This is a genomic window from Micromonospora sp. LOL_021 (assembly GCF_048060215.1).
Lineage (GTDB): Bacteria > Actinomycetota > Actinomycetes > Mycobacteriales > Micromonosporaceae > Micromonospora_E.
On the sequence record NZ_JBHMIN010000001.1, the window covers coordinates 425209 to 440705 of the forward strand.

Here is a 15497-nt window from a genome sequence, read left to right on the forward strand (position 1 = left end):
TCCGCAGATGACCACCGTTCTTCACAGATCCGCACTGTCCGTCGCCGGTTTGCTGGTAGCCGGCGGTGTGGTGGCCGGTCCGGCTGCCGCAGCCCAGGCCGCCCCGGCCTCGGACACCACGAGGTTCACCTCCACTGCCGCCAGTTCCGACCAGGGCGGGTGGTCCAGCGAGGGCCGGCTGCTGGACATCCGCTACGAGCGGCAGCCGAACTTTTACTACTGCGGGCCGGCGGCGACCCGGATCGCGCTGACCGCGCAGGGCCGCGAACTGTCGCAGGATGAGGTGGCCAGCAGGCTGGGCACTACGGTCGCCGGCACCGACTCGGCCGAGGACACCACCCGGGTGCTCAACGAGCTCACCGGCGACGACAAGTACCGGACCACCGCGATCGAGGCGTCCAGGGCGAGCCAGGCGCAGATCGACCAGTTGCGCGACGACGTGCGGGCGACCGTTGACGACGGCCGAGCCGTGGTGGCCAACATCATCGGTACGGTGAGCGACGTCGACGGCCGGACCCACTCGTACCCGGGCGGGCACTACGTGACCGTGGTCGGCTACGGCGAGGGCGGCGACGCTGTCAAGATCGCCGACCCGGCCTTCCTGGGCGCCGAACACTACTGGGTGAGCACCGAGACCCTGGCGCACTGGATCGCCACGCGCGGCTACTCGCACTGACGTCCTGACCTCGCCCTGACCATGTTGGCCGGGTTTGCCGCGTAAGCGGCAAACCCGGCCAACGGTCGTCACCGGCTGGCCTTGATCCGCTGCGGTTCATCGACCCGACACGCCGTCGCCAGTCCGATGAACCGCAGCGGATCACTGCTGCGGTGGCGGGCTGAGTCTGCGCCGGACGTGGCCCATGCCCATCGCGGTCCGGTCACCGAAGCCGGCGTAGCTGGCGAACGCCGCCAAGGCGTCCACCGCCCGCCGCGCGTCGCCGGGCACCCCCGACGCCTCCGCCAACTGGAAGGTCACCGAGCCGACCGTGCCCCGGCGGAGCCGGTGCTGCGGGTTGCGCTGCCCCGGCTCCACCAGGTGCGTGACCATCCGCAGTTGGGCGTCGACCACCTCCAGATGGTCGACGACCGCCGGCTCCGCCGACGTCGGCAACGCCACCTCCCCGGCGAACGCGTCCCAGCGCCGGGTCAGGTTGGTGAACACCCGCTCCGCGTCCGGCCAGGGGCGCTGGCGGCGGGCACCGTCCCCGCGTCCGGTGGCGAACCCGACCGGGGTCAGCAGGTCGTACGCCCAGGTGGTGGCGGCCGGGTCGGCGCCGGTGGCCAGCTCGGCGTACGACACCGCGTGCACGGCGACGTCGACGGTGCGGTAACGGGTCTGCGCGATCTGATGCCCGGCGGCGTGGTGCAGCGCGGCGAGCACCGGGGCGGCGTACGCGTCGATCAGCAGGCCGACCACGATCCGGGCCGGCTGCCCCGGTGTCGACGGTGGCCGGCCCTGCTCGTCGAGGACCGGGCTGAGGGTGAACGGCTTGTACCGGGGGCTGTCGTGCAGCATCGCGGACAGCTCCGGGTCGACGGCGCGGACCGCTTTGAGGAATGCGGCGTAGACGGCCGGGCCGGTGTGCGGTGGCGGTACCGCCGTGGCGGCGGTCGGCACCAGGGAGACGACGATCTGGGTGGGCATCGGGCCGGCGTACCCTCTCGGTCTGGTGTGGTCGGTGAGTGCCCCCCACTCAAGCAGACCGGCGCCAACGGGCCGGGGATCCGCTGCCCGACCCGGTCGGGGTCGGGCAGCGGATCGGGTCCGGATCCGGTCCGAATTCGGGTTTGCTCAGGACGCGGTGCAGCTCAGGTCGGTCGGTGTGGTGCTGGGCCCGGAGCCGACGAAGCCGACCGTGGTGGCGGCGTCCGGCGCGAGGGCCCCGTTGTACGGCTCGTTGCGTACCGTGTTCACCCCGCCGGACGTGGTCAACTGGCCGTTCCACAGCGACCCGATCGACGTACCGCTCGGGTTGGTCCAGGTGAGCGTCCAGCCGGAGATCGCCGAGGTGCCGGTGTTGCGCACCTCGATGCCGCCCTGGAAGCCGCCCTGCCAGCTGCTGGTCACCGTGTACGTCGCGGTGCAGCCGTCGTCGCCGGGGCCACCGTCGTCGGCCGCGGTGGTGACCGTCCGCGCGGCCGAGGCGGGCGAGACGTTGCCGGCGGCGTCGCGGGCCCGCACCGTGAACGTGTAGCTGGTTTCGGCGGTCAGGCCGGAGACGGTGTACGTGGTGCCGGAGACCGTGGCGACCGGGCTGGCCGGGCCGTCGCCGGTCGACTGCAGCACCTGGTACGAGGTGACGCCGACGTTGTCGGTCGCCGCCGCCCAGGTCAACGTCACCGAGTCGGCGGTGACGTCGCTGGCGGTCGGCTGGCCGGGGGCGGTCGGCGCGGTCACGTCGTCGTCCCCGCCGCCGTCGCTGTACCGCTGGCCGAGGCTGATCCCGGTGGTGGAACCGGCACCGCCGAGCGGCACCTGGTGGTCGAGGCTGACGAACTTGCCGTCGTGCTGCCACAGTGCCGGCTTGAGCACCTCGTTGTACTTGACCTCGTCCCAGCTGGTCCAGTCGTCGAGCAGCAGGCCACCGGTGTCACCGGAGTTGGGGTTCAACGACCAGAACGTGTGGTGGATGCCGTAGTCGATCATCAGGTCGCGCAGGGCGTGCAGCCACTTGTCCTGCCGGGCGTCCTGGCCGTACCGGCCGCCCCATTCGCCGATCAGCAGCGGCGCGGTGTCGTCCTCGTGGATGTAGAGCCAGTTGGGCCGCCACACGTCCTCGGTCAGCGACGCCTTGTCGAATTCGCCCTGGAACCACGGCTGCTCGTAGACGAGCGGGCCGTAGTCGTGCGGGGAGTAGACCAGCTGGTCCTGGTTGGCGCCCAGGTCGACCGGGTGCTCGGCGACGCCCCGCAGGTTGCCGCCCCACCAGTTGTAGAAGTAGTTCGGGCTGCGGTCCGGGTTGGTGTTGGGGGAGTCCCAGTCGGCGTGCGGGCGCGGGTAGACCTCGATGCCTTCGCAGAGGATCAGCAGGTCGGGGTTGATCGCCAGGATCCGCCGACCGGCGGTTTCGCAGGCGTGCTTGAAGTTGTCCTGGTCGGTCGACGAGTCCCACTTGGCCCGCTGCGGATCGTTCGGGGTGCCGTGCGGCTCGTTCTCGATGTCCATCGCGACGATCGTGTCGTTGTCGCGGTAGCGCTCGGCCACCCACTCCCAGCCCTGGTAGAACAGCTCCGGCGTGATCGAACCCTTGAACCACATCGGGTACGTGTGCCCGGAGTTGTCCGCTTCGGCGCTGTGCACGTCCAGCATGACCTTCAGGCCGTACTTTTCGCACAGGTCGAGCCAGTAGTCGAAGATCTGCAGGTTGTTCAGCCCGTCCAGCTCCGGGTTGACGTACGCGTTGATGTTGGGCCGGGCGAGCGGCTGGCCGGCCTTCCACTCCAGCAGCAGCTGGGTCGAGATCGGCACCCGGACGATGTTGATGCCACGCTCGGACATCGCGCGGGTGACCGCCTCGATGTTGGCCGACCACAGGCCGTGGAAGACCCGCTCGGTGGCGTTGTAGCCGAACCAGTTGGCCCCGGTGAGCCACACCTGGTTGCCGGCCTCGTCGACGATCGTGTTCCCATCGGTGTGCAGCCAGTCGTTCGCCGGTACGGCCTGAGCGGCTGCGGCTGATTCGGTGGCTGATGTGCCGGTGAGGGCAGCCGGTGGGGCGGCGGCTGCCGTGGCGGGGGTGGTCGGGACGGCGGCGACCGCCCCGAGTAGCAGGCCGGCCGCCGCTGTGGCGGCCCACCATGTCCGTATCGATGGCATGTAGAGGTTCTCCTGTCGTGGGTTGGGCAGTCGTGGGAGCGCTTCCATCGACAGAGATTACGACGCGCCAAGGTCGTAATGGAAGGACGTGATGGCGATGGGTGTACGGCTGGGCCTGTCCGGGCCGCTGCAGATCCATTGACTTCCATTTTGGGGCTCCCGTAGGGTCGCAACGACAGCCTTCGATGGCGACGCGGTGACCTGGAGCCGGCATCGTGTTCGCCCCCGGGCGAAGGTGAGCAGGGCCGCCCTGGCGAGCCCGCCCGTGGTCGCGCGTGGCTCGATCATCGCCAGCCAGCGTCCCCGCTCCAGTCGAGCCCCTGCGGCGTGATTCGGCGCACGCCTGTCCGCACCTCACGACAGAAAGCGAGCCCTCGAATCATGTTCCGAAGATTGGCCTTCGGCCTGGTCATGGTGTTGGCCACGATCAGCTTCAGCGCCGTGCCGGCCCAGGCCCAGGCGGACTTCACCGTCCTGGTCTTCAGCAAGACGGCCGGGTTCCGGCACGACTCGATCCCGGCCGGCATCGCCGCCATCGAGCAGCTCGGCGCGCAGCACAACTTCACCGTCGAGACCACCGAGGACGCCGGCCAGTTCACCACCGCCAACCTGTCCCGGTTCCAGGCGGTCATCTGGCTGTCGACCACCGGAGACGTCCTCAACGCCAGCCAGCAGTCGGCGTTCGAGAGCTTCATCCGAGGTGGCGGTGGCTACGCCGGCATCCACGCGGCGGCCGACACCGAATACGACTGGCAGTGGTACGGCAACCTGGTCGGCGCGTACTTCGCCAGCCACCCGGCGAACCAGAACGCGACCGTACGGATCGAGGACAGCTCGCACCCGTCGACCGCCGGGCTGCCGACCGCGTGGGACCGCTACGACGAGTGGTACAACTACCGCACCAACCCACGCTCGGACAACCACGTCCTGGCCACCGTGGACGAGAGTACGTACACCGGCGGCACGATGGGCAGCGACCACCCGATCGCCTGGTGTCGAGGCTACGACGGTGGCCGCTCCTGGTACACCGGCATGGGCCACACCAACGAGAGCTTCAGCGACGCGAACTTCCGCAGCCACGTGCTGGGCGGCATCCAGTACGCCGCGCAGGGCACCGGCAACTGCTCGACCAGCCAGACACCCCCCGGCTACAGCGAGGTCACCCTGGCAAAGGGGGTGGCCGAGGTCGGCGAGCCGATGGGCATGACGGTGCTGCCGAACCGGGGCGTGCTGCACACCTCCCGCGAAGGCACCATCCGCTACACCGACGCGGCCGGCAACACCAAGGTGGCGCTGACCATCCCGGTGTACACCCACGACGAGGAAGGGCTGCAGAGCATCGAGGCGGACCCCAACTTCGCCACCAACCGCTGGGTGTACGTGTACTACTCGCCGCCACTGAACACTCCGGGCGGCGACGCGCCGTCGACCGGCTCGGCGGCCCAGTTCGCACCGTTCGACGGCTACAACCGGCTGTCCCGCTTCACGGTCAACGCCGACCACACCCTGGACCGGTCGTCGGAGGTGACGGTCCTGCAGGTCCCGACCAGCCGGGGCATGTGCTGCCACGTCGGCGGTGACATCGACTTCGACGCGGACGGCAACCTCTACCTGTCGACCGGAGACGACACGAACCCGTTCGACTCCAGCGGCTACACGCCGATCGACGAACGGTCCAACCGCAACCCGGCGTACGACGCGCAGCGTACCGCCGGCAACAGCAACGACCTGCGGGGCAAGGTGCTGCGGATCCGGCCGAGTGCAAACGGTGGGTACACCATCCCGGCCGGCAACATGTTCCCGGCCGGCACGGCGAACACCAAGCCGGAGATCTACGCGATGGGCTTCCGTAACCCGTTCCGGATGTCCGTGGACAAGGCGACCGGCGTCGTCTACCTCGGCGAGTACGGGCCGGACGCCAGCACCGCCGACCCCAACCGCGGGCCGGCAAACCACGTCGCGTTCGAACGCATCGCCCAGCCCGGCTTCTACGGCTGGCCGTACTGCTCGAACTACAACATGCCGTACATCGACTTCACGTTCCCGTCCGGCCCCTCCGGCGCACCGTTCAACTGCTCCGGCGGGCCGGTGAACAACTCCCCGAACAACTCCGGCATCACCCAACTGCCGCCGTCGCAGCGGGCCTGGCTGCCGTACGGTGGCGAGCAGAACCCGCCGGAGCTGTGCTGCGGCAGCCTGTCACCGATGGACGCCGTGGTCTACAACTACGACGCCTCGCTCGCCTCCGACGTGAAGTTCCCGGCGTCGATGGACGGGAAGGTGTTCATCGGCGAGTTCGGCCGGCGGTGGATCAAGACGGTCACGGTCACCGGCTCCGGCGGGGTGGGCTCGATCGACCCGTTCCCGGACTACACCGGCACCCAGGTGATGGACCTGGAGTTCGGCCCGGACGGCGCCCTCTACGTGCTCGACTACGGCACCGGCTGGGGCAGCGGTGACGCCAGCTCGGCGGTGTACCGCATCGAGTACAGCTCCGGCGGCGGCCGATCGCCGATCGCCGCCGCGTCCGCCGACCCGACCACCGGTAACGCGCCGCTGACCGTGCAGTTCAGTTCGGCCGGGACCAGCGACCCGGACGGTGACGCCATCACGTACGCGTGGGACTTCACCACGGACGGCAGCACCGATTCGACGCAGCCGAACCCGTCGTACACGTACACCAGCAACGGCGAGTTCACGGCGACGCTCACGGTGCGCGACAGCACCGGCCGCAGCGCCACCGCGAGCGTGGTGATCGGGGTGGGCCGGCCGACGGTCACCCTCGACCTACCGCACAACGGCCGGTTGTTCGAGTTCGGTGACGCCATCCCGTTCGAGGTGACGGTCACCGACCCGGACGCGTCGACGATCGACTGCAGCCGGGTGAAGGTCAACTATCTGCTCGGGCACGACAGCCACGCCCACGGCATCTCCAGCGCCACCGGCTGCTCGGGCACCCTGCAGACCACCGAGGACGGCGAACACGACCCGAACGCGAACATCTTCGGCGTCATGATTGCCGAGTACACCCCGGTGGGCGAGACCATCCCGGTGACCTCGGCGCAGACGGTGCTGCAGCCCCGGACCCGCCAGGCCGAGCATTACGGCGACCAGCAGGGCACCACCCTGGTGGAGAAGGCCTCCGCACACGGCGGCAGCGCGGTCGGCTACATCGAGAACGGCGACTGGATCTCGTTCACCCCGTACAACCTGGCCGGGGCCACGTCGTTCACCGCCCGGGTCGCCTCCGCCGGCTCCGGCGGCACCATCTCGCTGCGGACCGGCTCGGCGTCGGGACCCGTCATCGGTACGGCCACCGTGAGCCCGACCGGGGACTGGGAGACCTGGACCACCGTCACCGGCACGCTCACCCCACCCAGCGGTACGCAGAACCTGTTCCTCGTCTTCACCGGTGGCTCCAGCTACCTGTTCGACGTCGACGAGTTCACCTTCCGTGGCGGCGGCACGACCCCGCCGCCGACGACGGCGCCGCCGACCACGGCCCCGCCCACGACCGCTCCACCGACCACCGCTCCACCGACCACGGCCCCGCCCACGACGGCGCCACCGACCACGCCGCCGCCCACTGGGCCGTCGTGTTCGGCGACGTACTCGGTGACCGGGCAGTGGCAGGGTGGCTTCCAGGGCGAGGTACGGGTCACCGCCGGATCAACGTCGATCAGCGGCTGGACGGTCACCTGGACGTTCAACGGCGGGCAGACCGTCAGCCAGTCCTGGAGCGCCACTGTCACGTCGAGTGGTGCCAACGTGACCGCACGCAACGTCTCCTACAACGGGTCGCTCGGCGCCGGAGCCAGTACGACGTTCGGCTTCATCGGCTCGGGCGACAGCGGAGCCAACGTGTCTTCGCTGAGCTGCACCGCAAGCTGATAAACGAGGAGCTGCGCGGCGCCCATCGGCTGGTGGGTGCCGCGCAGTTCTCCTCGGGCGGGAGTTCGCCACCCTCGCCGAAACCGGCGGAGACGAGGCGCGGGCACTGGTCGAGCGCCTGACCGGGTCGCTCGAGTCAGCCATCCGGATGACCCTGCTCGACGCGCTGTCCGCCGCCGCCGACGAGATCACCCGAGACCTGGCACCCGGCTCGGTGGAACTGCGGCTACGCGGCCGCGACCCGCACTTCGTCGTCACCGCGCTACCAGTCGATCCGACCGGTCCGACCCGACCGATCCGACCGGACCCACCGCCGGGGACGCCCCGGCGGCGACGGACGACGGCACACCGGACAGCGACCTGCTGACCGCCGAGGACGGCCCGGTCGCGCGGATCAACGTACGCCTGCCCGAGCAGCTCAAGGCCGCGGTCGAGGAGGCCGCCGCCAAGGAGGGGCGCTCGGTCAACGCCTGGCTGGTCCGGGCTGCGGCCACCACCGTCCAGCAGGGCGGCCGGGACCGGCGGCGCGACGAACGCGGCACCGGGAAACGGAGCACACAGACCTTCACCGGCTGGGTGCGCTAGCCGCACCGCCCCTCCCGGTTCACCGTACACCTTCTACACATCACGTCCCCGACCTGCGGGGACGGCCCACCAACCCATGATCGGGGACAACCATGCCTACTTTCGACACACCCGAACCGATCTCCGTCACCCTCGAAATCGGCAGCGGCGACGTACAGATCGCCGCGAGCGAGCGCACCGACACCGTCGTCGAGGTCCGCCCGAGCGACGCAACCGACGACTCCGACGTGGCCGCCGCCGCCCGGGTACGGGTCGACTACGCCAACGGCACCCTGCGGATCACCGGCCCGAAGTCGCCCGCCTTCGACTTCTCCCGCCGGACCCGATCGGCCGAGGTGTCCATCGAACTGCCCAGCAACTCCCAGGTCTCCGCCGAACTGCAGCTGGGCGACGTCCGCTGCACCGGACGGCTCGGGCAGTGCCGGGTCAAGACCGCCGCCGGAAACGCCTGGCTGGAACTGACCGGCCCGCTGCGGGTGGACACCGCAGCCGGCCACGTCACCGTTGACGGCGTCACCGGCGACGCCCGGATCGCCACCGGCTCCGGCAAGGTCCAGATCGGCGAGATCGACGGCACCGCCGTGGTCAAGAACTCCAACGGCGAGACCACGATCGACGCGGTCACCGGCGACGTACGGGTGCGCGCGGCCAACGGCGACATCCGCGTCGAGCGGGCCGGTGCCGGCGTCGACGCGAAGACGTCCAACGGCAGCATCCGCCTCGGCGAAGTGGCGCGCGGCTCGGTCGTGCTCGGCACCGCCATGGGCAACCTGGACGTCGGCATCGCCGAGGGCACTGCCGCCTGGCTGGAAGTGAAGACCGACTTCGGGAAGGTCCACAACCTGTTGGAAACCGCCACCCGGCCCGACGACGCCGACGAGACCGTCGAGGTACGCGGCCGCGTCTCCTACGGCGACATCACCATCCGCCGCTCCTGAACCAGCCGCGCTGCGGGAAGGGACACCATGACCTCCACGCATCCCCGGCCGGCGATCGCCGCGACCGGGCTCCGCAAGGCGTACGGCGATCACGTCGTGCTGGACGGCATCGACCTGCACGTACCAGTGGGAACGGTCTTCTCGCTGCTCGGCGCGAACGGCGCCGGGAGGACCACGACGGACAAGATCCTGTCCACACGTTGATCAGCCCGGACGCCGGGGACGTCCGGGTCGCCGGGCACGATCTCACCCGCGACCCCTCGTCGGGATGCCCGTCGATTTCCTGCTGCTGTTCGTCTATGTGTTCGGCGGCGCCCTCGGTGCCGGGCTCGGCGAACTCGGCGCGACGATGTCCGGCGGGACGCTTCCCGGTGGCGGGGCCGGCGGTGCGTGCCGCGTACGTCAACTATGTGACACCGGCGATCCTCCTGATGACCGTGACGGCCACCCTCCAGGGGCCGCGATCCCGATCGCCATGGGCTTGACCGAAGGCATCATCAGCCGATTCCGTACGATGCACATCGCCCGCGGCTCGGTGCTGACCGGTCGAGTGGCTGGCCGCCGCCAGTTTCCTGCGGAGACTGGGTGAGACCGATGGGCGGTACCCCGTCCCTGCCGTTGATTCGGGTCGGCTGTGGTCGGCGAAGCAGAAGACTCGACCCGTGAGGGTTGAATCTCCTTGCTTCAGCAGGGCGAAATGTCAAGTGGTGCGAGCAGTCGCCGAACCTGGGCGGCCTCCAGGCTTTGCCGCCGACCCAGATCACGCAGGGCAGCGGCTGCGGTGCGTTGGTCGGCCAGCGGGTGCTGTCCTGGGTCGCCGGTCTCCGTAAACCGTCGGTGACGTTGCGCTCTGCCAGATAACGCAGTGTCACCTCGTCGGGTGGGGATCACTGGTCGAGCCTGATGCCCCAGGTGCATCTTGATGCACCTGAGGCATCAAGCTGCGGAAGCATCATGGGGTTCCCTGGCTCGGGTACGCGGCACCTCGCTCACAGCCGGTCGCCGGTGTTCGCGTCGGTGGCGCAGCGGCGACGAGGGTCGCGGTGACGGTGAGCAGCCCGGCCAGCCACGCCATGGGGCGCAGGCCGACCATCGTGAAGCCGAGCCACGGCGGCGCCCACGGGTCGCCGCCGCTGATCGCGGCATGGCTGGCGGCCAGCCCGCCCATCCCTAGAGCGGGCAGGATCAAGACGGCGGACGCTCCGAGCAAGGAGCCGATGACGGCCCGGACCCGGGCGCGTCCTCTGGTGTGCGCATCGAGCTGCCGGAGGGCAAGCAACGTGGTGATCAGGGCGACGAGGAACCCGGTGACCGCCAGCGGCCAGACCCACAGCGGTTGCGTACGTCCAACGTCGAGCACGGAGCTAGTGGCGTCCCGCGCAGCCAGCCGCACGGCGACACCGTCCCGGGTCGCCGTGAAAGCGTCGTAGTCACCTCGGGCGCGGAATCGCTCGGCATCCCAACCGGCAGCCGTGAGCCGGTCGACCGCCTCGCTGACCAGACGGCCGTCGGCGGTGGACGCCGGACCGAACGGCAACGGCACCCTGACGGTCCCGGCGACGTAGCCGTCACCTCCGACGAGCAGGGTCCAGTCACCGTCGACAGCCGGCGGAAACCCGTGCCGGTCACCGTTTCGGGTCGGCTCACCCGCCTCGACGCCGGGAAACGCGACAGCGGCCACCTGTCGGGCTGCCGCCGTGTCGGTGGTCGGCCCTGCCGTCTGCCAGCCCAGCCACGAACCGAATACGGCACCGACAAGGCCGGCCAGCGTCGCAAGAATCAGATAAGCGATCTTCACCTTGTGTCCAGCGGGTAGAGGCGCAGGTCAATTAGATCTGGTGACCAAGTTTCAGTCCGGTGCGGTTCCGTTTGTCCGGGGACAGGACGACAAGGGCGAAGAGATCGAGGACCCCGGGTTTCAGTCCGGCGCGGTCTTCGTGTGCTCGGGGACCTTCAAAATGATCGATCAGTGGCGTTGGCGCGTCGTTGGTTTCAATCCGGCGCGGTTTTCGTGTGCTCGGGGACCTTGATCCTCCTCGCCGTGTCGGTGGGGGTGATCGTGTTTCAATCCGGCGCGGTTTTCGTGTGCTCGGGGACCGTGTCCGAAATGTCGGGCGGTCTGACCTGCGGAAACAGGGGCTCCTGAGGGCAACCTCCTGTTGATCATGATCTTGAAAAGTGGCTAGATGATCTCTGGAGACCGTGTTTTCGCAGCTCAGGTCTACTTTGGGATCTTTCCGCCAACCTACCCCGGATCCCGGGCGTGTCGGGGGTTGTCGCAACGGGCATTCGGGACCAATCACCTCCCTGGGTGGCCCTGGCGGGTCTGCCAGGCTCCAGTCTATTCGCTCGTCCACAGTGACGGAATAGGGGAGTGGGTGGGGCGGCGGTGGGTTTCCGCCGCCCCACCCACTCCCCGGATACCCGGACTATCCGGGTGGTTCCGATAGGAGATCATCCAGCCACTCGACACCGGCATCGGCGACGAGGACCGCGAGGATTTCCAGCCGCCGACGGGCGATGCCGGCCGGCAGCCGCAGTCGTCGCGCGCAGGACTTTTCCAGATCGACGGCGGACCGTTCGAGCGCGACATCGCACATCTCGGCGAGCAGCTTCGGCAGCCCGCTGCGGCGTACGGCCGGGTTGGCCAGCAGCCGCAGCAGCACCTGGCGGCGGCGACGCCGTTGGGGAGTGTCGCCGGGGTCGGCGTACCGCTCGGCCGGGTCGCCCGGGGCGGTGCCGCGGATCGGCCGGGCACCCGGCAGGTCGTCGCACGGGTCGAGTCGATCGGCGCGGCGGTGCAGTGCGGCGGCGACGTTCGCCTCGTAGAAACTCGGGTTGATCCGCCGGAGCAGGTCGACGGCCGCCGTCAGATGCAGGCGTACCTGCTGGTCGGTGAGTCCGTGCTTAGCCGCCGCGTGCGGGATCCGCCACGGGTCGGCGACCTGGTCGCGCAGCCCGATCACGAAGCTGATCAGCAGGTCTAGGCCGACCGGGTCGGCGGCCAGCGGCGCTGCCCAGCGGGCGGTGGTCAGGTCGCGTTCGGGGCGGGCGTGCATGCCGCGCGCCGTCGCCGACCTGCGGCGCAGTTCGGCGACGGCCTGGCGCTGGTCCTGGTGCACGAACTGTCAGTAGACGGCGCGTAGCCACGGAGCGATGTCAGCGTTGGCCCGGTCCGGGTGGTGCGCGTAGCGGAGCAGGTCCGCACCGGCGGCGTCCGGGTCGACCGTCGACGCTTGTGGCCCGTAGAGGAAGGACACCACCTGGTTGATCTCCTCGATCCGGGTCGGGCCGCCGACGGCGGCGCTGCCGGAGCCGGTGCCGGCGTTGCCGCTGGCGGTGCCGTGGTTGGCGTTGCGCCGCAGCCGGTCGAACTGACGGCGGATGTGCTCGTCGCGTACGTCGGCGCAGTTGGCGCACAGGTGCAGCCACCGGTTGGCGGCGCGCGGGCTGTCGACGCAGTGGCTGGTGCCGTGCACGGTGCGGGCGATGACCATCCCCAGGTGGTGGGTCATGGCGCGGACGACGGCGAGGAAGAAGAAGGCGTACGTGTCTTGCGGGTCTTCCGGTGAACGCAGTGCGGTGTCCATCGAGGTGCCTCCCGTTGCGACGCAGGAGAACAGCGGGGTGGATGAGCGGGCGGGCTGGGTGCCCGCCGGACGACACCGGTGTCGTGATGTGGTGGGGAGCGACCGCCCAGGGCGCCGGCCCGAGGACCGTGGACGGGGAGCGAGGCAACCAGTGAGACTAACTCCTGGTGTTCATGTGAACACCATACGTGTGGTTACTCGATGGTAGCAACTGGAGGCCGATCCGAGGCCGGTGACCGTCCACACACGTCCACCTGGTGGACTGCGCTGCCACTTCGTCCATCTGTTCCAGGTAGGAGCAACCCCGGCAACCGGAGGACGACATGGGCAAAACGATCAGGATCAACGGGGTCGACGTACCGGTGATCGACGACATGCTGTCCGGCCGCGACATCAAGCGGACGGCCGGCCTGCCGCAGGAACGGGTCCTGGACCGCCAGGACGACGACCGCAACGTCATCGTCCCCGACGACCAGCGGATCCGCGTCGCCGATCAGCAGCAGTTCACTCACCACGCCCGGCACTCCAAGGCGATGACCTCGCTCGACCCGAGGCGGCTGCGCATCCGCCACGAAGCCGCCCAGCTCGCGTACGCGTACCCGGGGCTGACCGTCGCCGACGACGAGTCCTGGCTGCACATCCCCGAGTTCCGGCTGCCGCCGCACTGGGAGCCGGACCGCACCACCGTGCTGATCGTGCCGCCGGCCACCTACCCGGAGACCGCCCCGGACGGCTTCTTCCTCGGTGACCATCTGCGCCGCCGTGACGGCCGCGCGCTCGTGCAACCCGCCCACTACTTCTCGGCCTACAAGAATCGCTACGCCGAGCTGGGGTACCGCTGGTACTGCCTGGAAGACCCGGAACGCAACTGGGATCCGCGCTTCGACTCGCTGGTCAGCTACGTCGAGGCGATCCGCACCTACCTCGGCACGGTCGACTGATGACCTGCGTGCTGCGGATCAGTCACGACACCTGGGACACCGTACGGCGGCATCTGCGCGACAGCGACGACGAACGCGGCGCCTACCTGCTGGCCCGCGCCGGCCGGTGGACCGACCCGTGGGGCACCGGAGCCGTCACCGACCTGCTGGTCACCCGGGCCATCCCGATCCCGGACGACGCGCTGTCGGTGCAGAACGGCGTACGGATCGAAGTCGCCGCCTGGCTGACCCGGGAGGTGCTGATCGCCTGCTTCGAGACCGGCCTGTCCCTGGTCGACGTGCACAGCCATCCGTTCGCCGACGACACCGTCAGGTTCTCCGGCCTCGACGTGGAGAACATGCGCCAGACGCACACCGAGTTCCTCGACCGGATGCCGGCCGCGCCGCCGGTGGGGGTGGCGTCGCTGGTGCTCGGGCAGGCGTCGGTGGCCGGCGCCTACACCGACCCGGACGACGGGACGCTGCGGATGCTCGACCGGTTGGTGCTGCTCGGCGACGACGACCTGACCGAGGTGAAACTGTGCCGATTCTGACGACGCCGACCCTGACCACACCGGCCGGTGGGCCGGACCCGCAGGCCGGTGCCAACGGGCCGACCCCGGCGGACCGCTACGACCGGCAGGTGCGGGCGTTCGGCCCGCACACGCAGCGCCGGCTCGCCGAGCTGACCGTCGCTGTGGTCGGCCTCGGCGGCGTCGGCAGCCAGGTCGTCCAGTCGCTGGCCCACCTGGGGGTGGGTGGGCTGCTGCTGGTCGACCCGGACACGGTCACCGCCACCAACCTGAACCGTCTGGTCGGCGCCAAGCCGGCCGACGTGGCGCGGGCGGCGACCAAGGTCACCGTCGCGTCTCGCACGGTCCGGACCATCAACCCGCAGGTACGGGTACGCGGCATCGCCGGCAGCATCCTCGACCCGGTCGTCTGGCAGCAGGTGCGCCCGGCCGAGGTGATCCTCGGCGCGGTCGACGGGCACGCGCCACGCTGGGCGTTGAACCGGCTGGCCGTGCAGTACGCCCGCTGCTATCTCGACGTCGGGGTCGAGCTGGGGCCGGCACCCCGCCCGGAGCCGCCCGACGACCACAATCAAGAAACCAATTCCCGGGTACGGCTGGAAGCCGGCGGGCATCTGGCGGTGGTCCGCCCCGGCGGCCCGTGCCTGCTCTGCCTGTCCGGCTACGACCCGCGTCGGGTAGATGCCGAGCTTGACCCCGGGTTGGCTGCTGCGCGCCAGGCGGCCGGATACCGGGTCGACGATCCGGCCGAGCCGACGCCCAGCGTGGTTTTCCTCAACCAGATCATCGCCGGGTACGCCGTCGGCGAGCTGCTGAACTATGTCTCACCGTGGCGGCCACCGGTGCGGTATCTGCTGGTGGACGCGGCGGCGAACGAAACGACGGTGCTGGACGCCGACCGCGACCCGGAGTGCCTGGCCTGCGGGCCGGACTCGCCACGCGGTCTCAGCGACGCCGCCGGCCCACCGTCCGCGGCCCGGACGACTGCGCCTCCAGCGGCGCACGACGCTGCCGGAGCACCACCGAGCCCGAACACCCAGCCATCCCGATATCCGTCACCCGGCGAGCCAGGCCCCCGCAACGAGTCCCGCCACCACGACACCTGATCCCAGCCCGACTGACGCCGGCTCTCGGTAGACCTAATGCGATTTCGCGTGATCCCGGAGGACTTCCCGAAACTATTACCGGGCTTCTCAACGTAATCCGTAAATGCGAAAGATCTC

14 protein-coding genes and 1 pseudogene are annotated in these 15497 nt (G+C 69.8%); 10 read left to right on the plus strand and 5 right to left on the minus strand.

What is annotated here, in order from left to right:
* Positions 1-7 precede the first annotated feature (7 nt).
* The gene (locus ACFHWT_RS02035) at positions 8-676 is read left to right on the plus strand and encodes a C39 family peptidase (protein ID WP_416592860.1); all 669 of its coding nucleotides are present in this window, start codon (positions 8-10) and stop codon (positions 674-676) included.
* 141 nt (positions 677-817) lie between these two features.
* Here ACFHWT_RS02035 and cas6 read toward each other — a convergent pair whose 3' ends face one another.
* Positions 818-1645 carry a CRISPR system precrRNA processing endoribonuclease RAMP protein Cas6 gene (gene cas6, locus ACFHWT_RS02040; RefSeq protein ID WP_416592861.1) on the minus strand — a complete coding sequence of 276 codons (828 nt, stop codon included), beginning with the start codon at positions 1643-1645 and terminating at the stop codon, positions 818-820.
* 147 nt (positions 1646-1792) lie between these two features.
* Positions 1793-3817, minus strand: a complete 2025-nt coding sequence (locus tag ACFHWT_RS02045; RefSeq protein WP_416592862.1) for a cellulase family glycosylhydrolase — start codon at positions 3815-3817, stop codon at positions 1793-1795.
* 381 nt (positions 3818-4198) lie between these two features.
* Here ACFHWT_RS02045 and ACFHWT_RS02050 point away from each other — a divergent pair, with 381 nt between their 5' ends.
* The 6 genes and pseudogenes from ACFHWT_RS02050 to ACFHWT_RS02075 all read left to right on the plus strand — a co-directional run bounded on the left by ACFHWT_RS02050 (position 4199) and on the right by ACFHWT_RS02075 (position 9820).
* Positions 4199-7708: a ThuA domain-containing protein gene (locus tag ACFHWT_RS02050; RefSeq protein ID WP_416592863.1), complete on the plus strand. Its 3510-nt coding sequence runs from the start codon at positions 4199-4201 to the stop codon at positions 7706-7708.
* A gap of 148 nt (positions 7709-7856) precedes the next feature.
* Positions 7857-8075 carry a hypothetical protein gene (locus ACFHWT_RS02055; protein WP_416592902.1) on the plus strand — a complete coding sequence of 73 codons (219 nt, stop codon included), beginning with the start codon at positions 7857-7859 and terminating at the stop codon, positions 8073-8075.
* Positions 8076-8113: 38 nt separating this feature from the next.
* Positions 8114-8293 carry a hypothetical protein gene (locus ACFHWT_RS02060; RefSeq protein WP_416592900.1) on the plus strand — a complete coding sequence of 60 codons (180 nt, stop codon included), beginning with the start codon at positions 8114-8116 and terminating at the stop codon, positions 8291-8293.
* Between the two features lie 92 nt (positions 8294-8385).
* Entirely contained in the window at positions 8386-9231 is an 846-nt protein-coding gene (locus ACFHWT_RS02065; protein WP_416592864.1) for a DUF4097 family beta strand repeat-containing protein, read from the plus strand.
* A 27-nt stretch (positions 9232-9258) separates the two neighbouring features.
* Positions 9259-9488, plus strand: a pseudogene (locus ACFHWT_RS02070) (ATP-binding cassette domain-containing protein); the annotation flags it as partial.
* An 11-nt stretch (positions 9489-9499) separates the two neighbouring features.
* Positions 9500-9820, plus strand: a complete 321-nt coding sequence (locus ACFHWT_RS02075; RefSeq protein WP_416592903.1) for a hypothetical protein — start codon at positions 9500-9502, stop codon at positions 9818-9820.
* Between the two features lie 363 nt (positions 9821-10183).
* On the opposite strand, the gene ACFHWT_RS02080 is transcribed toward ACFHWT_RS02075, so the two are convergent.
* From ACFHWT_RS02080 to ACFHWT_RS02090, 3 genes are all read right to left on the minus strand, one after another.
* Complete coding sequence (locus ACFHWT_RS02080; protein WP_416592865.1) at positions 10184-11029, minus strand: hypothetical protein; 846 nt, start codon at positions 11027-11029, stop codon at positions 10184-10186.
* Positions 11030-11660: 631 nt separating this feature from the next.
* Positions 11661-12353, minus strand: a complete 693-nt coding sequence (locus tag ACFHWT_RS02085; RefSeq protein ID WP_416592866.1) for a hypothetical protein — start codon at positions 12351-12353, stop codon at positions 11661-11663.
* Between the two features lie 6 nt (positions 12354-12359).
* Positions 12360-12821, minus strand: a complete 462-nt coding sequence (locus ACFHWT_RS02090) for a hypothetical protein (RefSeq protein ID WP_416592867.1) — start codon at positions 12819-12821, stop codon at positions 12360-12362.
* 323 nt (positions 12822-13144) lie between these two features.
* Between ACFHWT_RS02090 and ACFHWT_RS02095 the strand changes: the two genes are divergently transcribed.
* Genes ACFHWT_RS02095 through ACFHWT_RS02105 form a run of 3 tightly spaced genes read left to right on the plus strand, consistent with a single transcriptional unit; the run spans position 13145 to position 15380 of the window.
* Positions 13145-13762, plus strand: coding sequence for an E2/UBC family protein (locus ACFHWT_RS02095; protein WP_416592868.1), 618 nt, complete (start codon positions 13145-13147; stop codon positions 13760-13762).
* Entirely contained in the window at positions 13762-14295 is a 534-nt protein-coding gene (locus ACFHWT_RS02100) for a hypothetical protein (protein WP_278170236.1), read from the plus strand. Before ACFHWT_RS02095 ends, ACFHWT_RS02100 begins: the two co-directional genes overlap by 1 nt.
* A complete protein-coding gene (locus ACFHWT_RS02105) occupies positions 14283-15380 on the plus strand; it encodes a HesA/MoeB/ThiF family protein (protein WP_416592869.1) in 1098 nt (365 codons plus the stop codon). Before ACFHWT_RS02100 ends, ACFHWT_RS02105 begins: the two co-directional genes overlap by 13 nt.
* Positions 15381-15497 lie beyond the last annotated feature (117 nt).